The 20,370-nt window shown below is 65.7% G+C and carries 25 protein-coding genes and 1 pseudogene; 17 read left to right on the forward strand and 9 right to left on the reverse strand.

Translation table 11 applies throughout. The features are described 5' to 3' along the window. Positions 1-5: 5 nt before the first annotated feature. The 5 genes from ACR652_RS06225 to ACR652_RS06245 all read right to left on the reverse strand — a co-directional run bounded on the left by ACR652_RS06225 (position 6) and on the right by ACR652_RS06245 (position 3,507). The gene (locus ACR652_RS06225) at positions 6-425 is read right to left on the reverse strand and encodes an EVE domain-containing protein (protein ID WP_434505654.1); all 420 of its coding nucleotides are present in this window, start codon (positions 423-425) and stop codon (positions 6-8) included. After that, positions 426-707: a YciI family protein gene (locus ACR652_RS06230; RefSeq protein WP_434505655.1), complete on the reverse strand. Its 282-nt coding sequence runs from the start codon at positions 705-707 to the stop codon at positions 426-428. It lies immediately after the preceding gene. 69 nt (positions 708-776) lie between these two features. Continuing rightward, positions 777-1,799, reverse strand: a complete 1,023-nt coding sequence (locus ACR652_RS06235) for a hypothetical protein (protein WP_434505656.1) — start codon at positions 1,797-1,799, stop codon at positions 777-779. Positions 1,800-1,956: 157 nt separating this feature from the next. Then, entirely contained in the window at positions 1,957-2,547 is a 591-nt protein-coding gene (locus tag ACR652_RS06240; protein WP_434505657.1) for a DUF1134 domain-containing protein, read from the reverse strand. A 129-nt stretch (positions 2,548-2,676) separates the two neighbouring features. Beyond that, on the reverse strand, positions 2,677-3,507 hold the full coding sequence (locus tag ACR652_RS06245; RefSeq protein ID WP_434505658.1) for a 3'(2'),5'-bisphosphate nucleotidase CysQ family protein: 831 nt from the start codon (positions 3,505-3,507) through the stop codon (positions 2,677-2,679). A gap of 177 nt (positions 3,508-3,684) precedes the next feature. Between ACR652_RS06245 and chpT the strand changes: the two genes are divergently transcribed. The 5 genes from chpT to ACR652_RS06270 all read left to right on the forward strand — a co-directional run bounded on the left by chpT (position 3,685) and on the right by ACR652_RS06270 (position 8,802). Further along, positions 3,685-4,374, forward strand: a complete 690-nt coding sequence (gene chpT / locus ACR652_RS06250; RefSeq protein WP_434505659.1) for a histidine phosphotransferase ChpT — start codon at positions 3,685-3,687, stop codon at positions 4,372-4,374. 83 nt (positions 4,375-4,457) lie between these two features. Then, on the forward strand, positions 4,458-7,022 hold the full coding sequence (locus tag ACR652_RS06255) for a hybrid sensor histidine kinase/response regulator (RefSeq protein WP_434505660.1): 2,565 nt from the start codon (positions 4,458-4,460) through the stop codon (positions 7,020-7,022). After that, on the forward strand, positions 7,019-7,567 hold the full coding sequence (locus ACR652_RS06260) for a chemotaxis protein CheW (RefSeq protein ID WP_434505661.1): 549 nt from the start codon (positions 7,019-7,021) through the stop codon (positions 7,565-7,567). The genes ACR652_RS06255 and ACR652_RS06260 overlap by 4 nt, the downstream gene beginning before the upstream one ends. Then, positions 7,564-7,929, forward strand: a complete 366-nt coding sequence (locus tag ACR652_RS06265) for a response regulator (RefSeq protein ID WP_434505662.1) — start codon at positions 7,564-7,566, stop codon at positions 7,927-7,929. Before ACR652_RS06260 ends, ACR652_RS06265 begins: the two co-directional genes overlap by 4 nt. 33 nt (positions 7,930-7,962) lie before the next feature. Further along, on the forward strand, positions 7,963-8,802 hold the full coding sequence (locus ACR652_RS06270) for a CheR family methyltransferase (protein ID WP_434505663.1): 840 nt from the start codon (positions 7,963-7,965) through the stop codon (positions 8,800-8,802). 81 nt (positions 8,803-8,883) lie between these two features. Here ACR652_RS06270 and ctrA read toward each other — a convergent pair whose 3' ends face one another. Further along, positions 8,884-9,585 (reverse strand): response regulator transcription factor CtrA, encoded by a 702-nt coding sequence (gene ctrA / locus ACR652_RS06275; protein ID WP_434505664.1) that lies wholly within the window; start codon positions 9,583-9,585, stop codon positions 8,884-8,886. A gap of 704 nt (positions 9,586-10,289) precedes the next feature. Beyond that, positions 10,290-10,553, reverse strand: a pseudogene (locus ACR652_RS06280) (TetR family transcriptional regulator C-terminal domain-containing protein); the annotation flags it as partial. A 276-nt stretch (positions 10,554-10,829) separates the two neighbouring features. On the opposite strand from ACR652_RS06280, the gene rpmH reads away from it, so the two are divergent. From rpmH to ACR652_RS06310, 6 genes are all read left to right on the forward strand, one after another. Beyond that, positions 10,830-10,964: a 50S ribosomal protein L34 gene (rpmH, locus tag ACR652_RS06285; RefSeq protein ID WP_116638084.1), complete on the forward strand. Its 135-nt coding sequence runs from the start codon at positions 10,830-10,832 to the stop codon at positions 10,962-10,964. Between the two features lie 34 nt (positions 10,965-10,998). Further along, positions 10,999-11,439 carry a ribonuclease P protein component gene (gene rnpA, locus ACR652_RS06290; protein ID WP_434505665.1) on the forward strand — a complete coding sequence of 147 codons (441 nt, stop codon included), beginning with the start codon at positions 10,999-11,001 and terminating at the stop codon, positions 11,437-11,439. Further along, a complete protein-coding gene (yidC, locus tag ACR652_RS06295; RefSeq protein WP_434505666.1) occupies positions 11,436-13,208 on the forward strand; it encodes a membrane protein insertase YidC in 1,773 nt (590 codons plus the stop codon). The genes rnpA and yidC overlap by 4 nt, the downstream gene beginning before the upstream one ends. 76 nt (positions 13,209-13,284) lie before the next feature. Further along, on the forward strand, positions 13,285-13,941 hold the full coding sequence (yihA, locus tag ACR652_RS06300) for a ribosome biogenesis GTP-binding protein YihA/YsxC (RefSeq protein WP_434505667.1): 657 nt from the start codon (positions 13,285-13,287) through the stop codon (positions 13,939-13,941). Between the two features lie 182 nt (positions 13,942-14,123). Then, positions 14,124-14,990 (forward strand): acetylglutamate kinase, encoded by an 867-nt coding sequence (gene argB, locus ACR652_RS06305; RefSeq protein WP_434505668.1) that lies wholly within the window; start codon positions 14,124-14,126, stop codon positions 14,988-14,990. 146 nt (positions 14,991-15,136) lie between these two features. After that, the gene (locus tag ACR652_RS06310) at positions 15,137-15,841 is read left to right on the forward strand and encodes a pyrimidine 5'-nucleotidase (protein ID WP_434505669.1); all 705 of its coding nucleotides are present in this window, start codon (positions 15,137-15,139) and stop codon (positions 15,839-15,841) included. 71 nt (positions 15,842-15,912) lie between these two features. On the opposite strand, the gene mazF is transcribed toward ACR652_RS06310, so the two are convergent. Both mazF and ACR652_RS06320 read right to left on the reverse strand, forming a co-directional pair. Next, complete coding sequence (gene mazF, locus ACR652_RS06315; RefSeq protein WP_434505670.1) at positions 15,913-16,239, reverse strand: endoribonuclease MazF; 327 nt, start codon at positions 16,237-16,239, stop codon at positions 15,913-15,915. Continuing rightward, on the reverse strand, positions 16,239-16,481 hold the full coding sequence (locus ACR652_RS06320; RefSeq protein WP_434505671.1) for an AbrB/MazE/SpoVT family DNA-binding domain-containing protein: 243 nt from the start codon (positions 16,479-16,481) through the stop codon (positions 16,239-16,241). Before ACR652_RS06320 ends, mazF begins: the two co-directional genes overlap by 1 nt. Before the next feature lie 132 nt (positions 16,482-16,613). Here ACR652_RS06320 and dapD point away from each other — a divergent pair, with 132 nt between their 5' ends. The 6 genes from dapD (at position 16,614) to ACR652_RS06350 (ending at position 20,370) form a co-directional block, all read left to right on the forward strand. Continuing rightward, complete coding sequence (dapD, locus tag ACR652_RS06325; RefSeq protein WP_434505672.1) at positions 16,614-17,471, forward strand: 2,3,4,5-tetrahydropyridine-2,6-dicarboxylate N-succinyltransferase; 858 nt, start codon at positions 16,614-16,616, stop codon at positions 17,469-17,471. Then, positions 17,471-17,947: a hypothetical protein gene (locus tag ACR652_RS06330; protein WP_434505673.1), complete on the forward strand. Its 477-nt coding sequence runs from the start codon at positions 17,471-17,473 to the stop codon at positions 17,945-17,947. The genes dapD and ACR652_RS06330 overlap by 1 nt, the downstream gene beginning before the upstream one ends. 48 nt (positions 17,948-17,995) lie before the next feature. Further along, positions 17,996-18,223 (forward strand): DUF1902 domain-containing protein, encoded by a 228-nt coding sequence (locus tag ACR652_RS06335; protein ID WP_434505674.1) that lies wholly within the window; start codon positions 17,996-17,998, stop codon positions 18,221-18,223. Further along, the gene (locus tag ACR652_RS06340; protein ID WP_434505675.1) at positions 18,223-18,417 is read left to right on the forward strand and encodes a type II toxin-antitoxin system HicA family toxin; all 195 of its coding nucleotides are present in this window, start codon (positions 18,223-18,225) and stop codon (positions 18,415-18,417) included. The genes ACR652_RS06335 and ACR652_RS06340 overlap by 1 nt, the downstream gene beginning before the upstream one ends. A 2-nt stretch (positions 18,418-18,419) precedes the next feature. Then, a complete protein-coding gene (dapE, locus tag ACR652_RS06345) occupies positions 18,420-19,580 on the forward strand; it encodes a succinyl-diaminopimelate desuccinylase (protein WP_434505676.1) in 1,161 nt (386 codons plus the stop codon). A gap of 337 nt (positions 19,581-19,917) precedes the next feature. Then, positions 19,918-20,370, forward strand: coding sequence for a hypothetical protein (locus tag ACR652_RS06350; protein WP_434505677.1), 453 nt, complete (start codon positions 19,918-19,920; stop codon positions 20,368-20,370).

Here is a 20,370-nt window from a genome sequence, read left to right on the forward strand (position 1 = left end):
CAGCGTCACGCCTTCTCAACCGCGAGCGCCATCACGATGGCCCATTCCGCGTCGGTGACGGGCTGCACGGACAGGCGCGAATTCTTCACCAGCGCCATTTCGGCGAGGCGGGGCTCGGCCTTGATCTGCGCGAGCGTGACGGGCGTCTTCAGCGCCTTCACGGCCTTCACGTCGACCATGCCGAATTTGCCGGTCTCGTCCGTATGGTCGGGATAATAGGTCTTGATGACCTCCACGACGCCGACGATCGCGCGCTCCTCGTTGGAGTGATAGAAAAAGCCGCGCTCGCCCTTCTGCATCGCCATCATCTGCTGCTTGGCGAGGTGATTGCGCACGCCGTTCCAGAACGTGCCCTTCGCGCCGGCGGCGACCTGCTGATCCCAGGACCAGGTCGAGGGTTCGCTCTTGAAAAGCCAGTGGGCCATTTACAGCTCCGCGCCGACCACCCGCCGCCAGGCGCGGACGTCGACGCGTTCGAACAGCCCCGCCTGAGCGTAGGGGTCTTCGGCGAGAAGGGCGCGGGCGGCGGCTTCATCGGCGCAGTCGAGGATGAGCATGGAGCCGACGGGCTGGTCGTTTTCGATGAACGGGCCGCCGAGCTTCACGCGGGCGGCGTGTTTTTCGAGAAAGGCGAGATGGGCGGCGCGCGTGGACATGCGCAGATCGACATGGCCGGGCTTGTCGTGACAAAGGGCGACGAAGAGCAAGACTTGACCCTCGGGATATGTTTGCGTTCGGCCCTTGTCCCAAAGGGAGCCGACGCGGTCAAGCCGCGCTCACTCGACGCGTTCGGTCTCCGCCAGCTCGGCCACGCGCGCGCCGAAGTCGCTCAGGGCGTCGCGCAGCGCGGCGACATCGGCCTGCGTCGGGGGTTCGCTGGTGAATTCGGCGCCGGTGTTACGCCGCTGATGCGCGCGCTCGGCGCGCAGCGCCTCCACCGCGCCATGCAGCATGGCGTTGTCGGCGCGCGCCGACTCCAGCTTGTCGGCGCTGTCCCTGGCTTCGTCGCGCGCGAGGCGCACGGTGTTTTCCAGATGCTCGATCTCGTTCTGGCGCCGGGCCTGTTCGGCCGCGAGCGCGGTCCGCGCCTCGTCGCGCTCGCGGGCGACGGCCGACTTTTCCGTCTGGACGATCTCCAGCGCCTCGCGCGTCTGGAGGAGGTCCCGGGCGAGGTCGGGAACGCGCGTCGCCGTCGCCGAGGCGCCCGCCAGTTCGTTGCGCAGCGTCTCCAGCTCCCGCTGGAGCTTCGTGTTCTGCTCGTGCAGCGCGCTGATCCGGGCCTCGTGGGCGACAACCTGGCTCGATTGAATTTCCTTCTCGCGGCCAAGCTCTTCCTTGTCGGACTCGAGAAGCCGCAGGCGCTCGACGCCACGGTCGGCGCGTTCGGTCATCTCGTTGAGGGCGAGCTCGGTGGAGCGCAGCAGGTCGGTGCGTTCGGCCAGCACCCGCTCCGCCTCGCGCAGCGCCAGCGCCATGTCCCGATTCCCGGCTTCGGCCTTCTTCAGAGTCGCGTCGAGCTCCGCGATCCGGGCGGCGTGGCGGCCGATCGCGGCGAGATCGAAGGCCTTGGAGGTCTTCACGGCCTCCATTTCCTGCTCCATGCGGCGCTCGCGCACGGCGAATTCGGCGCGCAGGAGATCCCGCTCCGCGATCACCTCCTCCATCGACATGGGCGCGAGCATTTGCAGCCGGCGCATGGACAGCCGCATCGCGCGCCGCCAGAACGCGGGCAGGAACAGTAGCGCGAGCAGCCCGGCGACGAGAATGCCGAGCGCGAAATACATTGCCTGTTCGATCAAGACGCAACCTCGCGTCGCCGTGCGCCCCTTCGCCGGCGGGACGCCCGCAAGAGTGCCACGTATGCGGCCCGAAATCAAAAAGGCGGCGCGGCCTTAAGCGGCGCCCGCCCGGAGCCCGCGCGCCGCCGGCGCCTCGCGCTGGCGGGAGCCCGTCCCGTCAGAAGGGGTTCCAGGTCGAATCGGGCGTGAATTTCAGATAGCTGAGGGCGAGGCCGAGGCGGGCGCCGAGTCCGGCGCGCACCGGCATGACCACGACCTCCTCATTGTTGAGGGCGGTGAACCCCAGGCCGCCGACGAGATAAGCGGAGCCGTTCACGCCCGCGTAACGCCGGTAGATCGCGCCGACCTCGGGAAGATTGTAGACGAGCATCATGGTGCGGTCGCCGTCGGCCCCGGCGTCGAAGCCGATGGACGGCCCCTGCCAGAAGACGCGCTGGCGCCCGGCGTTGCGGGTGAACATCTCGCCCTCGCCGTAGCGCACCCCGCCGATGAAGGCGCCGCTCGCCTCCTGGCCGAGGACATAGGCGTTGGGCCGTCCCCACTTCTTGTTGGCCTGCTCGAGCCCTTCAGCCAATCCGCGCGAGATGGAGCCAAAGAAACGGTGCCCGTTCTCGACGATTTCGCCGCTCGAATAGGCCTCGGGCCGCTGCGAGGCGCGGGCCAGGCCGGGCAGGGCGGCGCTCGCCGCAGCGGTAGCCGCGATGCGGAACAGATCGCGGCGGGTGGAAGAACTTTGCCAGGCGCTCATTTTGACTGAAGACTCCTTCACGCAATCCGGGTCGCTCGACGGTTCGACGAGCAATGCGGCCGCCGCGCGGCGGCGCCGCGTCCAGCTCGTGGCGTCGGCCTCACGGGCGCAAAGAGTCGCGCGGCGTCCTTAAGAAACCGTTGCGGCGGCCGGGTCGCCCCAGGCGACGAAGGGTCCGTTTCGATACTGCGCCGCCGCCTTGTTGTAGAGAAGCGGCGCTCCGGCGGGGTCCAGAACGACGCCGCCGGCCGCGCGCAGGACGGCGTCGCCTGCGGCCGTGTCCCACTCCATCGTGGGGCCGAAGCGCGGGTACACATCCGCCAGTCCTTCCGCGATCGCGCAGAATTTGAGCGACGAGCCGACCGACATGCGCTCGGCGATCGGCATACGGGAGATGAACGCGAGCGTCTGCGGATCGAGATGGGATTTGGAGACGAGCGCGGTCAGGCCCGCCGGGGGCGGCCGGCGCGTGCGCAGCCGCCGCCAGTCCTGCGGCGCGGGCAGGGCGCTTCCGGGAGCCGCCTCGGCCACGAAGCTTTCGGCGCCGGCGAACCAGACGCGGCCCTGCGCCGGCGCCGCCACCGCGCCAACAATCGGCGCGGCGTCGAGGACGAGCGCGACATTGATCGTGAATTCCGTGCTGCGCGCGAGAAACTCCCGCGTGCCGTCGATCGGGTCGATGAGCAGAAAGGCGTCGCCATGCGCCGGGACGTCGCCCCGCGCCGTCTGTTCCTCGGCGATGATCGGCAGGCCGGGAAGGTCGCGGGCGAAGGCGGCCAGCAGAAAGGCCTCGACGCGTTCGTCCGCCTCGGTGACCGGCGAATTGTCGGTCTTGAGATGAGAGGCGATCCGCGGCCGGGCCAGCGCCTCCATCGCCAGCGCGCCGGCGCCGGCGACGAGATCGCCAAAGAGACGCGACAGGCGAAGACGTTCGGCGGGCGTGGCGTGCGGATGACTCATGGCGGCCTTTCAGGCAATGTTCAGGACGGCGCCGCGCGCAATTTGCAATCCGCGCAGTCGCGGTTACCCTTGCGAAAAACTGATTCGCGCCGAGTCTGACCGTTTGCGTCCCATAGCGAAAGACTCGGACAGTGTTCTCCACCAGCAAGCGGCGCGACGCGCCACCGGGATTGCGCAATGACCAACTTCTCGCTCGACGCTCTCGATCTCGCGGCCCTGCTGTCGTCGCGCGTCTGCCACGACGTGATTTCACCCGTCGGCGCGATCGTCAACGGACTCGAAGTGCTGGAAGAGGAGAAGGACGCGGAAATGCGCGGCCATGCGCTGGCGCTGATCAAGTCCTCGGCCAATGAGGCGTCGGCGCGCCTCCAGTTCTGCCGCCTCGCCTTCGGCGCCGCGGGCTCCAAGGGCGCCTCGATCGACACGGGCGACGCGGAGCTGGTCACGCGTCAACTGCTCGCCGACGAGCGCACGCAATTCAACTGGAGCGTGCCGCGCGTCCTGATGTCGAAGAACAAGGTGAAGCTGCTGCTCAATCTCTGCCTTCTGGCCGACGGGACGATCCCCCGCGGCGGCGTGATTTCGGTTTCCTCCTCGGGGGCGGACGAGACGGTGTCGTTCCGGATCGAGGCGCGCGGAACCAATGCGCGTCTGGCGGCGCATATTCCGGCGCTGCTGGCGGGCGAGGCCGAGGATGGCGCGGTCGACGCCCGCGCCATCCAGCCCTATTACGCCGGTCTCGTCGCCAAGGCCTCGAACCTCGAAATCACCGTCGTCGCCGCGCAGGACGCCATCACCTTCGAGGCGAAGCCGGCGGAAAACCGGGCCAATGCGCCGCAGGACGCGCCGCAGAGCGCCGTCGCCTGACCCCTACGGCAAAGATTCCGCTTCTTTAACTCCTGGCGTCCATACTGTTCTCATTCGCTGCGGCTGGCGGCGCGAGGGACGGTATGGACGAGCTGCTGAAAGATTTTCTTCAGGAAGCGACCGAGCACATCGACGCGACGTCGACCGAGCTCCTTCGTTTCGAGAAGGAGACGAGCGATCCCGCGCTGATCGCCAGTCTTTTCCGCCATATCCATACCATCAAGGGATCGAGCGGCTTTCTCAGCCTGCCGCGCATCGCGCGTCTGACTCACGCCACGGAATCGCTGATCGGAAAGCTGCGCGACGGCGCCACGGCGACTCCGGCGCATGTCTCGCTGATCTTCGCCTCGGTCGACCGCCTCGGCGCGATCCTCGGCGACATCGCCGGCGCCGAAGCCGAGCCGGAGGGCGACGACTCGGAACTCTTGCAGGCGCTCGAACTCAGCGCCGCCGCCCTCAAGTCGGCGCAGGCCGCCGCGACGCCCGCGCCCGCGCCTGCTCCGACTCCGCCGCCGCAACCGGCCGCCGCCGTGTCTGTCGCGCTCCCGGCGGCGTCGGCGGAGCCCCCGCATGCGCCCGCCGCGCGCGTCGGAGAGACGGTGCGGGTTTCGGTCGGCGTGCTCGACCGGCTCATGGGCATCGTTTCGGAACTGGTGCTCACCCGCAATCAGTTGCTCGAGGTCGCGAGCGTCGCGGGCGACGAGGCCGTGAAGGCGACCGTCCAGAATCTCTCCAGCGTGACCAGCGATCTGCAGGATGCGGTGATGCGCGTGCGCATGCAGCCGGTGGACCGCCTCTTCGCGACGCTGCCGCGCCTCGTGCGCGATCTGTCCATCGAACTCGGCAAGAAGATCGAGCTTGTGACCTATGGCGCCGAGACGGAGCTGGATCGCCAGGTCATCGAGCTCATTCGCGCCCCGCTGACGCATATCATCCGCAACGCCGTCGATCATGGCGTCGAGTCGGCCGCGGAGCGACGTGCGGCGGGCAAGCCCGAGACGGGCGTGATCCGGGTCAGCGCCACATATGACGGGGGCCAGATCACGCTCGAAGTGAAGGACGACGGGCGCGGTCTCGATCTCGCAAAGATCCGCAGGAAGGTCGTCGCCGAGGGCCGCGCGACCGAGGACGCGCTCGAACGCATGAGCGATGCGGACATGTTCCAGTTCGTGATGCTTCCGGGCTTCTCGACCGCGTCGCGCGTCACCGCCGTCTCCGGCCGGGGCGTCGGTATGGACGTCGTGCGCGAGAACATCCAGTCCATTGGCGGAACAGTCGCGCTGAATTCGCGGACCGGCAGGGGCACGACGGTCACGCTGCGCATTCCCCTGACGCTGGCGATCGCGCCCTCGCTGATCCTCACTTGCGGCGGCTCCCGCTTCGCCATTCCGCAGATGGGCGTGGTCGAGGTCGTGGGCGTCGGCGCGGGATTCGGCCACCATATCCAGTTCATCCACGACGCGCCGGTGTTGCGGCTGCGCGAGGAGACCCTGCCGCTCGTCAATCTGGCCGAGGCGCTGGAGCTGGAGGAGGGGCCGGGCGGGCGGTCGCGGGACGGCTTCGCCATCGTGCTGCGGGTCGGCGGGCTGCGCTTCGGCCTGCTCGTCGACGCCATCTGCGACGTGCAGGAAGTCGTCATCGAGCCTCTGGTCGGTCCGCTGGCCCGCATCGGCGTGTTCCTTGGGCAGACGATCCTCGGCGATGGCGGCGTCGTGCTGATCCTCGATCCGGCGGCGGTGGCCGAGCGCATGAATGTGCGCAGCATATCGGAGCCGCCAAGCGCGCCGCCCGCCGACGCCGTGGCGCCCATGCGCGAGAAGACGCGTCTCGTGCTGGCGCGCGCCGGCGCCGGGGTCCTCAAGGCCCTGCCGCTCTCGCTCGTGATGCGGATCGAGGAGGTCGCGGCCGATCGCCTGACGCGCGCCGGCGACGGCTTTCTGATCCTTCAGGAGGGTCGCCTGCTGCCGGTGGTTCCGGCGGCGCCGGACCTGCGGCTCGACAAGAGCCGTCTTCCCATTCTCATTCTCGCCAGCGCCGGGCAGGTCGTCGCGCTCCTCGTCGAGGAAATCGTCGACGTGGTCGAAGAGGCTCTGGAGTTTCAGAAGAAGGGCGCGGAGCCCGGCGTGGTCGGAACGGTCAGCATCCGGGACAGCATCGTCGACGTTCTGGATGCGGGGTATTTCATCGGCAGCGCCGATCCGAGCGCGCTCACGCGCGGCTCCAATCTGCGCCCGCGCATTCTTCTGGTCGACGACAGGTTGTTCTTCAGGGACATGCTCGCGCCCGTTCTGCTGGCCGCCGGCTATGAGGTGACGAGCGCGAGCTCGGGGAGGGAGGCGTTGGCGCTTGTCGAACGCGGCCTTCGCGTCCATGCGGTCGTGACCGACATCGACATGCCCGACATGGACGGCTACGCGCTCGCCCGCGCGCTGCTTCAGGCGCCGGGGCGGGCGGACCTGCCGATCATCGCCCTTGCGTCGCAGTCGACCGCCGCCGCTCTCGAGGCCGCGTCGCGCTGCGGCATGCGCGCCGTGGTCGGCAAATTCGACCGGCGCGCGCTCACGCAAACCGTCGACCGTCTGCTCGAGGGCGTATCGGCGTCCACGGATGACATCGAACGCCGCTTGATGGCGGAGGTCGCGGCATGACGTTCCACATCGATGATTTCTCCTACAGCCGCCGTCGCGGCCCTCTCGCCGCCGCGGACAGCCGACACTTCCAGATCAGGCTGCACGACCAGACGATCGGGCTTCCGGTCGATTGCGTGAAGACCGTCTTTCATGTGGACAATCTCACGCCTGTGCCGCTCGCGCCTGCGGAGGTGGCCGGGCTCGTCAATCTGCGCGGACGCGTCGTGACGACGCTGCATCTCGACCGGTGCCTGTGGCTCGATCCGTCGAAAGGCGCGCGCGCCGACCGACTGGCTGTCGGCGTCGAGCACAATGGCGAGGTGTACGCGCTCTTGATCGACGCGACGGACGACGTTGTCGCGATCAGCGAAGACGACCGGATCAGATGCCCTGCGCATATCGATCCGCGTCTGCGGGAACTGCTGTCGGGATGTTACCGCATCGGGCAGGATTTTCTCTCAATCCTGGACGTCGGCGCCTTGCTGCGCCGGGTCATGAAATCAAGTGAGGCGACGCTCCGCGAGAGCAGGCGGGGCGCCCCGGCCAAAGGAGCAGGCAAATGAAACAGGTGCTCGTCGTCGACGACTCGGCGGTCATTCGCAAGGTGGCGCGGCGCATTCTCGAAGGGCTTCAGTTCAACACCAGCGATGCGGCGGACGGCCGGTCCGCGCTTGTCGCCTGCGAGAATGACATGCCGGACGTCATTCTGCTCGACTGGAACATGCCCGAGATGGATGGGCTCGAATTCCTCGGCGCGTTGCGCAGGATGCCCGGCGGAACGGCGCCCAAGGTCGTCTTCTGCACGACCGAAAACGAGGTGGGCCACATCGCCCGCGCCATGCACGCCGGCGCGGACGAATACATCATGAAGCCCTTCGACCAGCATATCGTGCGGTCGAAGTTCGAGGAGATCGGCCTCGTCTGAGGCCGCTTTCCGTCTTTGCCGGGGAGCAGCGGCATGTCATTCGCCTTTCAACGTTTCCGACGCGCGCTCGAAGCGCGCACGGGCATCGCGCTCGGCGCGGACAAGCAATATCTCGCGGAAAGCCGCCTCTCGCCCATCATGCGCGCGAACGGCTTTCCGCATATTTCCGAGCTTGTCGACGCCTTCGAGCGAGACGACGATTCACCACTGGTGCAGAAGGTCATCGACGCCATGACAACGAATGAGACGCTGTTCTTTCGCGACAGAACGCCATTCGAGAGTTTCCGCGCGCAAATCTTGCCGAGCCTTCTGGAGGCGCGCCATGCGGACCGGAGTCTGCGCTTCTGGTGCGCGGCCTGTTCGACCGGGCAGGAAGCCTATTCGCTCGCCATGACGCTCGACCAGGAGGCGCGCAGCCTGCGCGGCTGGACGCTCGACATTCTTGCGACAGATCTCTCGACCGCGGCGATCGAAACGGCGCGCTCGGGCAGCTACAGCCAGTTCGAAGTGCAGAGAGGTCTGCCGACCGGACATCTCCTGCGCTATTTTCATCGCAAGGACGAAACCTGGCGGATCAACGAACATCTGCGCGCGCGCATCGAATTTCGCGGCTTCAATCTGCTTTCCGACTTTGCGCCTCTGGGCAAGTTCGACGTGATCTTCTGCCGTAACGTGCTGATGTATTTCGAGCCCGAGACGCGCCGCGCGATTCTCGACCGGCTCGACCGGGCCCTCAATCCGGGCGGCTATCTTTTTCTGGGAGCGTCCGAAGGCACGGCCGAGGCGGGCGGCGTCTTTTCGCTTGTGAGCGGCGACGGCGTCTGGCAGGCGCGGCGCGAGGATGTGAAGGAACGAAGGGCGATGTCGGCGTGAGTTGATCGGGAGAGGCGCCGCCTCTCTTTTCGCCGGAAATGAACGCCCTCGCGACAACGAGGGCGTTTTTTTTGGCCATTGTCAGGCGGTGATCCGCTCGTCGGCTTCATTGGGCTCGCGCAGCACATAGCCGCGGCCCCACACCGTCTCGATATAATTGCGCCCCTCGCTGGCGTTGGCGAGTTTCTTGCGCAGCTTGCAGATGAAGACGTCGATGATCTTCAGTTCCGGCTCGTCCATGCCGCCATAGAGATGATTGAGGAACATCTCCTTGGTGAGAGTCGTGCCCTTGCGCAGCGAGAGCAGCTCCAGCATCTGATATTCCTTGCCGGTCAGATGCACGCGAACGCCGGCGACCTCGACCGTCTTCTGATCCAGATTGACGATGAGATCGCCCGTCGTGATGACGGATTGCGCATGGCCCTTGGAGCGACGGACGATCGCGTGAATGCGGGCGACGAGTTCGTCCTTGTGGAAGGGCTTGGTCAGATAGTCGTCGGCGCCGAACCCCAGGCCCTTCACCTTGTCCTCGATTCCGGCGAGCCCGGAGAGGATGAGGATGGGCGTCTTGACCTTCGCGACGCGCAGCGTGCGCAGAACTTCGTAGCCCGACATGTCGGGCAGGTTCAGGTCGAGAAGGATGATGTCGTAATCATAGAGCTTGCCGAGGTCGATGCCTTCCTCGCCAAGGTCCGTCGTGTAGACGTTGAAATTCTCGGATTTGAGCATGAGCTCGATGCTCTGAGCGGTCGCGCTGTCGTCCTCGATCAATAAAACGCGCATGTTGGGTCCCCACCGAGCTCCATCAATCAGCGACACGTACCGAATCCGGCGCGTATCGGCCGCTTGCCAGCCCCCTGGCTCGCAGCTTCACCCGTCATGCCTGACGGTAAGCGGTATTGGTTAATAAACCTTCACTTGCGCCCGCACTGCGGTCCAAAGTCTTAATCCGGACTCCCGGCGGGATACGCGCGAGACGCAACTGAGAAGAGGCGGCGTCGCGATCCGTGGCCCGAATCAGACGCCGTTTTCCATCTATACGACTTCGAGACTCGCGGGTGCAAAGACAAAAATATTCAATCCGGAGAAGTACCAACCGGCCCGGCGCGCGCCCGCGCGCCGGGCGTTTTGACCTCCGTCAGCGCTAGGTCCTTGTCCCGGAAGGAGAATGATGCAGTCGGGATTCAGACCCGCTTTTTGCAGTGCGTCGATCGTCCGGACAGGCCGGTCGGTTTCGAGTTCGGCGACCGTCACGGAACCGTCGCTCATACCCGGCAGATTCAGCAGGCTATTTTGCACAGGCGCGTCGCGCCGGTCGGGCGAGAAGACGAATGATCCGCGCCTTCCGCCGTCGGTATGCTCGACACAAGCTTCAGCATCGCGTTTGAGAAATCTCGGACGGCCGGCGCAGGCTTGTCGGTCGTCAGGAGCCTGCCGGCCGGCGCCTCGGCGGCGCAAACGTCCTCCCCCGGATTTTCGTCGCCGGATCAGTGGGCCAGCAGCCGATCAATGCTGCGGCGCGCCGGCGGGGACGCGGCAGTAGCCGTCCAGCGTCTCGGCGAGCCGTCGAACAGCACATCAGCCATGGCGTTGGCGTTCCGGTCGGCGCGCACGGCGCCGCCGAGCCGCGCCCGCGCGAACCCGGTGGCGAGGAGGTCGCGATAACGCTCGACGGCCTTGCTCAGCGGGTCCCGCGCGGCCGGGCTCGAATCGCCGATCTCGCCCATCAGATTGCCGAGCAGGCAGCCGCCCCTGAAGTCATTGCAGGCGCTTCTTCGTGTCGTCGGGGGGTGGCGCGGCGCGGGAACGCCGGGAAAGGGCGCGTCTTTCCGCCTCGAAAAGCCCCGGACGCGTCATTGACTTGCGCTGAGCCTTTCTCCTATATGCCACGCGCGGCGCCGCTCCGAGAGGAGAGGCGTCAAATCTGTTTTGGCCCCATTGCAACGTTTCGCGCCGCGAGACGGCGCTCCGGGCGAAAAGGACACGGCCGAGGCCATGGCGCCAAAGGCCGCGAGCGGAGAAGTTCGGTGAAAAGAACCTATCAACCCAGCAAAATCGTGCGCAAGCGCCGTCACGGCTTTCGTGCGCGCATGGCCACCGTCGGCGGCCGCAACGTGATTGCGGCCCGTCGTGCGCGCGGCCGCAAGCGCCTTTCGGCTTAAGCCGCGGCGGAACGACGGAAAAGGCGGACGCCAGATGACGACGGACGCCCCCGCCCAACCGCAAAAGGCGAAACAGAAGCTGGCGCGCCTGCGCCGGCGCCAGGATTTTGTGCGTGCGTCGAAAACCGGCGCGCGCTTTTCGGCGCGCCTGTTCACCCTCCAGATGGCGGGGCAGGGCGCTGGCGATGATCCGGAGTCCCGCGCCGACGCCCGCTTCGGCTTCACCGTCACGAAGAAGGTAGCGGGCGCCGTGGGGCGCAACCGCATCCGGCGGCGTCTGAAGGAGGCGCTCCGCGCCAGCGGAGGCCTTGGCGCGCGCGCGGGGCGCGACTACGTGTTTGTCGCCCGGCGGGAGGCGCTCCACGCGCCCTTCGCCGATATCGTCACTCAAATGTCCGAAGGTTTCGCGAGACTCGACGAGCGTCACGCCGCGAACCAACGGCGCAAACAGAAAGACAGGCCTGCGGCGCCATGACAGAAAATACGAAAAATATGCTCATCGCCGCGGCGCTCTCGCTGATCTTCATTGGTCTGTGGGATTATTTCTACGCTTTCCCCGAGCTCGACCGGCAGAAGCAGGCGCAGACCCAGCAGGCGCGCCTGGCCAAGACGCCGAAGCTCGGCGCGCCGGATCAGCCCGCCACGCCGGCCGCGCCGGTGGCGCGCACCCGCGAGGACGCGCTGGCGCTTAGCCCGCGCGTCTCCATCGACACGCGCTCGCTCTCCGGCTCGATCGCGCTGAAGGGCGCCCGCCTCGACGACGTCTCGCTCAAGCACTATCGCCAGACCGTCGATCCGACGAGCCCGATCATCACGCTGCTGTCGCCGGAATTCGGACCCAGCCCCTATTACGCCGAAATGGGTTTCGTGACCGGCGAGGTCGAGAACGCGCCGGCGCTGCCGACGACCGAGACGCTGTGGACGGCGGATTCCGACAAGCTCACCTCCGGCAAGCCGCTGACGCTCTCCTGGGACAATGGCCAGGGCCTCGTGTTCAAGCGCGTGATCTCGGTCGACGACGAATATCTGTTCACGGTCAAGGACACGGTCGAGAACAAGGCTGGCAAGCCTGTCACGCTCTATAATTTCTCGCGCGTGAACCGCATCGGCCGTCCGCCGTCCTCCGGCTACGCCATCCTCCATGAGGGCTTCACCGGCGTCATCGGCGACAAGGCCGAGGAGCTGAACTACGACAAGATCGAGAAGGAGCCCGACTCCACCAAGACCTTCAAGGGCGTTGGCGGCTGGGTCGGCTTCACCGACAAATATTGGGGCGCCGTGGTGGCGCCGGAGCAGACCGCCGCGATCGAAGCCCGCTATATCGCCATGGGCGGCGCGACCAAGACCTACCAGGCCGACACGCTCACCGAGCCGAAGACGGTCGAGCCCGGCGCCAAGGCCGAGACGACGACCTATGTTTTCGCCGGCGCCAAGGAAGTCGACACGCTGGACGCCTACAAGGCCAATCCGGGCCTGAAGCGCTTCGACCTGCTCATCGACTGGGGCTGGTTCTATTTCATCACGCGGCCGATGTTCCGCCTGATCGACTTCCTCTATCGCGTGCTCGGCAATTTCGGCCTCGCGATCCTCGCGGTGACGGTCATCGTGAAGCTCGCCTTCCTGCCGCTCGCCAACAAGAGCTACAAGTCGATCGCCAAGATGAAGGAAATTCAGCCCAAGATCAAAGAGCTGAAAGAGAAATACGGCGACGACAAGCACAAGTTCAACATGGAGCAGATGGAGCTCTACAAGCGGGAGAAGGTGAACCCCGCGAGCGGCTGTCTGCCGGTGCTGTTGCAGATCCCGGTGTTCTTCTCGCTCTACAAGGTGCTCGTGGTGACGATCGAAATGCGTCACGCGCCCTTCTTCGGCTGGATCAGGGACCTCTCGGCGCCCGACCCGACCAACATCTTCAACCTCTTCGGCATCCTGCCGTTTGATCCGACCCATGTCGCGATCTTCGGGCCCTATCTCGCGCTCGGCGTCTGGCCGCTGGTGATGGGCGTCACGATGTGGCTGCAGATGAAGATGAACCCGGAGCCGACGGACGAAATCCAGCGCACCATGTTCGCCTGGATGCCGGTGATGTTCACCTTCACCATGGGCAGCTTCGCCTCGGGCCTGATCATCTACTGGTCGTGGAACAACCTGCTCTCGATCATCCAGCAGGGCGTCATCATGAAGCGCGCCGGCGTGAAGTTCGAATTGTGGGACAATCTCCGCAAGACCTTCGGCATGGCGTAGAGAACGCTCTCCGCCGAAGTGATGAACCCTTGCGGCCGGGACGATCTCCCGGCCGCGCCTCTTTCAAGCAAGGCGCATGATCGACGAGCCCGACTTTTCCGAAGACGGCCGCAAGCTTTTCGCCGGCCCCTGCGAATTCATCTTCGCCAGCGTCAAGGCCAGCGACCTGCCGCCGCTCGGCCCGCCGGAGATCGCCTTCGCGGGCCGCTCCAACGTCGGCAAATCCTCCCTCCTGAACGCGCTCACCAACCGCAAGACGCTGGCGCGCGTCTCGCACACGCCGGGGCGCACGCAGCAGCTCAATTTCTTCGCGCTCGGCGGCTTGCCGGGCTCCGAACGCCTGCGCCTCATCGACATGCCCGGCTATGGCTATGCTGCGGTGGGCAAGGAGAAGGTCGCGAGCTGGGGCGTCCTGATGCGTGACTATCTCCGCGGCCGCGCCTCGCTCGCGCGCGTTTTCGTGTTGATCGACGGGCGGCGCGGGGTGAAGCCGGTCGACGAGGAAATGCTGGACCTGCTCGATCAGTCGGCGGTGTCCTATCAGGTGGTCCTCACCAAGCATGACGAACTGAAGGTCTCCGAGCGGGAGGGCGTGCTGGCGGCGACGTTGGAGGCCCTGTCAAAGCGGCCCGCCGCCTTTCCTGAGATCATCTTCACCTCGTCGCATACGGGGGAGGGGATTCCTGAGTTGCGGGGGGCGGTGGCGAGGCTGCTCCACGAACGCGGGGCTTGAATATAACGAGGGTAAGAGGCTAGTTCGGCGCAAGGTCCCCTCCCTGTCCCTCCCCCGCTTCGCGGGAGAGGGGACGCTCACGATCAGCGTTCCAGATGAAGGCCCGAGTCTGCGCCCTCTCCCGCGAAGCGGAGGAGGGGTGGGGAGGGGGAAGACGCAGTTCGCAAACCATCGGTAAGCTCATGACCAATCCGACCGACAGCGCGATCGAACAGGCCCGCATCCTCATGCAGGCGCTGCCGCATATGCAGCGTTACGACGACGCCATTGTTGTCGTGAAATATGGCGGCCACGCCATGGGCAACGATCAGGTGGCCCGCGACTTTTCCCGCGACATGGTGCTGCTGGAGCAGTCCGGCGTGAATCCGGTGGTGGTGCATGGCGGGGGGCCGCAGATCGGCGCCATGCTCAAGCGCCTCGGAGTCGAGTCGCGCTTCGCCGACGGCTTGCGCATCACCGATGGCGAGACCATGGGGATCGTCGAAATGGTGCTGGCGGGCGCCATCAACAAGCAGATCGTCGGCTATATCAACTCCGAGGGCGGTCGCGCCATCGGCCTGACCGGCAAGGATGGCCGCATGGTCACCGCGAAGAAGATCGAGCGTTCGGACGGCGTCGATCTCGGATATGTGGGCGAGCCGGACAAGGTCGACACAACGGTGCTCGATCAGGTGCTGGGCCGCGAGCTGATTCCGGTCCTGGCACCCGTGGCGCAGGGTCCGGGCGGGGCGAGCTTCAACGTCAACGCCGACACTTTCTCCGGCGCCATCGCCGGCGCGCTCGGCGCCAAGCGTCTGCTGTTCCTGACTGACGTGCCCGGCGTGCTCGACAAGGACAAGAAGCTCATCCAGGAGCTGAAGGTCTCGGATATTCCCGGCCTCATCGCCGACGGCACGATCACCGGCGGCATGATCCCGAAGGTGGAGACCTGCATGTACGCCATCGAGCGGGGCGTGGAGGGCGTGGTCATTCTCGATGGCAAGCTGCCCCATGCGGTGCTGGTGGAACTGCTGACGGATCACGGCGCGGGCACGCTGATCACGCGGTGAGGCCCCTCACCCCAACCCTCGTCTCGTAAACGGGGAGAGCGGGCAGATCACGCGCGCGGATCGCGAGCGTCCCCCTCCCGCTTGCGGGGGAGGGACAGGGAGGGGGCGAGGCGATTCCCGCGCCTGTGGAAGAAAGAGGCGGCGTAGTGACACATCCCCCGAGCATCGCTGGCCGCTTCGCTCATATCGACACATGGGTGTTCGATCTCGACAACACGCTGTACCCGCAGACCGCGGATCTCTGGCCGAGGATCGATGCGCGCATCACGCTGTTCATGATGCGGCTCTTCGGCCTCGACGCCATCTCGCTGCGGGCCTTGCAGAAGCATTATTATCATCGCTACGGCACCACGTTGCGCGGGCTCATGATCGAGCATGCGATCGAGGCGGAGCATTATCTCGAATTCGTTCACGACATCGACCGCTCCTCCCTTGCGCATAATCACTCCCTCGCCGAGGCCATCGCCGCTTTGCCCGGCCGCAAGCTGATCCTCACCAATGGGTCGCGCGATCATGCGATCAAGACCGCGAAGCAGATCGGAATCGATCATCTGTTCGAGGACATCTTCGACATCATCGCCGCTGATTTCATCGCCAAGCCCGAGCCGGCGACCTATGAGCGCTTTTTCGACCAGATGCAGGTGGAGCCGACGCGATCAGCCCTGTTCGAGGATATTCCGCGCAATCTGGTCGTTCCGCATCAGCATGGCATGACAACCGTGCTGGTGCTGCCGGAGGCCGGGGAGGCGGTGGAGCGCGAGGCCTGGGAAATCGCGACGGGCGAGGAGCCGCATGTGGATTTCGTGACCGACGATCTGGTGGGGTTTCTGGAGGGAGTGACGAGCCTCTGACCCGGTCGTTTCTTGCGCTGAAACAAAAATGTCAGGGCGAATCTGCGTCTGAGCCGTCTTTGCTGTCCGTTCTAAGCGAGGAGCGTCCGCGCCTTCGCCAGCACTTCAGCTACTTCGCGCTTCGTCGCCATGCCTTTCTTCCTTGCGTTGCGGGCGCGCCAGTCGAGGCTCTTCACCTGATCCGCCAGCACGGCCGAAGCCTCGTCCCCGGCCAGCGCGACCTCGAACGGATAGCCCTTGACCTTCGTCGTCATCGGGCAACACAGCATCAGCCCGGTTTTCGCATTATAGGCTTTCGGGCTGAGGACGAGCGCGGGCCGATGACCGGCCTGCTCGTGACCCGCCTGCGGATCGAAACTCAGCCAGACGATATCGCCGCGCTCGGGCGCATAGGCCATTACAACGCCTCGCGTCCGACGGCGGCACCGAAATCCTGCTCGTCATGGAGATTGTCGCGCGTCACGGCCGCGAGCAACGAGTCGAGCGTGAATTCCGGCGCCGTGATGGGTTCGATCACCACGCGGCCGTCTTCGACGCGCACCTCGACCGGCTGATCGATCTCGAGCCTGGCCTCCTCCATGACGGCGGCGGGCATCCGCACGGCGGCGGAGTTTCCCCATTTCTTCACGGTCGCGCGCATGTCCGATCCTTGTATCTACATCGTAGAAACATAGAGGCGGAGCCGCCCGCCGTCAATCCGCGCCCGCTGGTTGACTCCCCTGCCCAGACCCCTACAAACCGGCGCAGCTTTTCCTGACCTGACGGGACATTCATGCCGCACACCGGACTCGAAACCCTCATCACCGCCGCTTTCGAAGATCGCGCCAATATCAATGCCGAGACGCAGGGCGACATCCGCCGCGCGGTGGAGAGCGCGCTGCGTCTGCTCGACTCGGGCAAGCTGCGCGTCGCCGAGAAGATCGAGGGCAAGGACGGCCCGGACTCCTGGAAGGTCAATCAGTGGCTGAAGAAGGCGGTGCTGCTCTCCTTCCGCCTCAATGACATGTCGGTGATCGCCGGCGGCCCCGGCGGCGCCACCTGGTGGGACAAGGTTCCCTCCAAATTCGTCGGCTGGGGCGCCGGGGAACATAATGCGGCGGGCTTCCGCTCGGTGCCGGGCGCCATCGTGCGCCACTCGGCCTATATCGCGCCGGGCGCGATTCTCATGCCGTCCTTCGTGAATCTGGGCGCCCATGTCGACGCCGGAACCATGGTCGACACCTGGGTGACGGTCGGCTCCTGCGCGCAGATCGGCAAGAATGTGCATCTCTCCGGCGGCGTCGGCATCGGCGGCGTGCTGGAGCCGCTGCAAGCCAACCCCACCATCATCGAGGACGACTGCTTCATCGGCGCGCGCTCCGAGGTGGTCGAGGGCGTCGTCGTCGGCAAGGGCTCGGTGCTCTCCATGGGCGTCTTCATCGGCGCCTCGACCAAGATCATCGACCGCGCCACCGGCAAGGTCCATGTCGGCTATGTGCCGCCTTATTCGGTCGTGGTGTCGGGCAGCCTGCCGGGCAAGGCTCTGCCGGACGGAACGCCGGGGCCGGCGCTCTATTGCGCGGTCATCGTCAAGACCGTCGACGCGCAGACGCGCTCCAAGACCGGCATCAACGAGCTGCTGAGGGACTGATGGCCATCGACTCCGAGCGCATCCGCTTCCTGTACCGCACCGAGCAGGGCCGCATCGACCGCGCGGCCTGGCTGAAGGGAGCGGGCGCGCTCGCGGGCGTGATCACGCCGTTCTTTCTGATCTGGCTGGCGCTCTCGCCCTATACGGATCACGACCTCGCCCGCGGCGATCCCTTCTTCGCGCCGATGACGGCGGTCGCCTATGGTTATGTGATCTTCCTGACCTTCGTGATCCTGCTCGTGGCGGTGAGCTATGTAAATCTCTCCGCCAAGCGCTTCCGCGCGCTCGGCCATCAGGCGCCGCTGGCGCTTGCCGGGCTCGCGCCGCTGGTCGCGCTCATCGCGAGCGCGACGCACTGGCTCCAGCCGCGCGTGGCGGAAGTCATGCCGCGCTTCTGGGTCTGGGGGGCGGACGCCGTGCTGGTCGCGGTTATCGCCTGGACGATTTACGAGCTGGGAGTGAGGCAGGAAGGCTAAGTCCGCGTTCGCTTGACAAGCGCGGGCATCGGCCCGATTTTTCCAGCCATGAAGACGCCCATTCAAATCGATGCCCAGTGGGATGACGCCGCGCATGTCTGGATCGCAACGAGTAACGATGCGCCCGGTCTCGTGGTCGAGGCTGAGTCCTGGCAGGCGATGATCGACGAGGTGCGCGCTGTGCTGCCGGATCTGCTGGAGCTGAATGGCGGCGCGAGGAGCGATGTTTCGCTCACCTTCAAGGCTGAGACACATCTTGCCCTCGCGGCGGGCTGATGGCGGATTTTTATCCGCAGTTGGTTGCACTGTTGCTGGCGGCTGGCTGCCGGATGGTCCGGCCGGGCAAGGGCAGCCATGAAATCTGGCATAGCCCCATAACAGAGCGAAATTTCTCATTGCCGAGGACGACCAGGTCGCGCCATACCGCCAATGAGGTCTTGAAACAGGCTGGTCTGCCGAAGGCTTTCTGATCATGTCCCTCTCTCCCGCCGTCTCGCTCACCCGCGATCTCATTCGTTGCCCCTCCGTCACGCCAAAGGACGCCGGCGCGCTCGATGTGGTGGAGCGCACGCTGAAAGGCGCTGGTTTCGAGTCGCATCGTCTCCTGTTTACGGAAGACGGCACGCCGGACGTCGACAATCTTTTCGCCACGATCGGATCGGGCGCGCCGCATCTCGTCTTCGCGGGGCATACCGATGTGGTGCCGTCGGGCGATGTGGCGCGCTGGAGCTGCGATCCCTTTGCCGGCGAGATCGTCGGAGAGCGGATCATCGGGCGCGGCGCGAGCGACATGAAGGGCGCCATCGGCGCCTTCATGGCGGCGACGCTCGCCTATGTCGAGCGCCATGGCGCGCCGCGGACGGGAACCATTTCCTTTCTCATCACCGGCGACGAGGAAGGGCCGTCGATCAACGGCACGATCAAGATGCTGGATTGGGCGAAGGCTCGGGGCGAAAGATTCGATCACGCGATCGTCGGCGAGCCCACCAACGTGTCGGCGCTGGGCGACACGATCAAGATCGGCCGACGCGGGTCGCTGAATGGCAGGATTCGCGTCATCGGCAAGCAGGGGCATGTCGCCTATCCCCATCGCGCCGCGAACCCCGTGCCGGTCATCGCGCGGATCGTCGCGTCGCTCTCCTCGCATGAATTCGATCGCGGAACCGCGCATTTCGACCGCACGAATCTTGAAGTCTCGTCGATCGACGTGGGCAATCCGGCGGTGAACGTCATCCCCGCCGAGGCGCGGGCGCAATTCAATGTGCGCTTCAACGACGCATGGACGCTGGAGACGCTGCGCGCCCACATCACGCAGCTTGTCGAGGAAGCAGCCGGCGAGGCGCGCGTGGAACTGGAGTTCCTGCCCAGCAACGCCGTGTCGTTCATCACGCATCCGGGCGATTTCACCGAGCTTGTGTCTCAAGCCGTCAAGGACGTGACCGGTCTCACGCCGGAGCTTTCGACGAGCGGCGGCACCTCCGACGCGCGCTTCATCACGCGGGATTGTCCCGTCGTGGAATTCGGCCTCACCAATGAGACGATCCACGCCGTCGACGAAAACGCGCGCGTTGCAGACATTGACGCGCTTGCGGCGGTGTATCTGCGGATATTGGAGCTGTATTTCGGCGCGTGAAGCTGTGGCTTCGCCCCCTCCCTGTCCCTCCCCCGCCAGTGGGTGTCCGTAAGGACGCCCGTCTTTCGACGGGCTTTGGCGGGAGAGGGGACGCTCATGATCAGCGCTCTCGGTGAAGCCCCGCTCTGCTCCCTCTCCGGCGATGCGGGGGAGGGCTGGGGAGGGGGCAGTCCCATTTCCCAAAAAAATCCCACTGCTCCCGGAACCGCCATCCGTTCAGCCGGTTCTTCTTCTGCGGTTCGAGGAAAGCGTTCATTCGCGATCCGGTGACAACCGCAAACGGCCCGTTCCTCCTCGGAGGACGGGCCGTTAACATGTTCTGCCCCGAGAGGCGCTCATGACTCTCTTCGAAGATGCATTGAAAAATCATCCGCTCGCGCTTGCAGGACTTGGGGTTGTCGTTCTTGCCGCGCCCTCCCTGTTTCCGTCGCTTCGGCCGCAATGGGCGTTCGCCATGAAGGAGGGAGCGAAGCTTCTTCTCGAAGCCAATGGCGAGGCTGAAGCGGATTTGATTGAGAGCCTGTCGGAATTCGCGGTCCAGCGCCTCGTGCAGGCGGTTTCCGCGCCCCCCGGCACACGTGACGAACGAATTGGCCACGTGTTGTCCAAATACAAGGCGAGAGCGCGCCGGCGCTCGAACCGCTGGGGAGGCGACGCTGGAAAACGTGAGAGCCACTACCGGGCGCATCTTGCGCAATTGCGACGGAAGGCCCTCTGGCGCCAGGCGCGCGACGGAAGCGGACGCCGCGACGCGTGGGACGAAGCCATCGCGCAAATCGACGCCGCCTGA

The sequence above is a fragment of the Methylocystis sp. genome, assembly GCF_051061225.1.
Lineage (GTDB): Bacteria > Pseudomonadota > Alphaproteobacteria > Rhizobiales > Beijerinckiaceae > Methylocystis.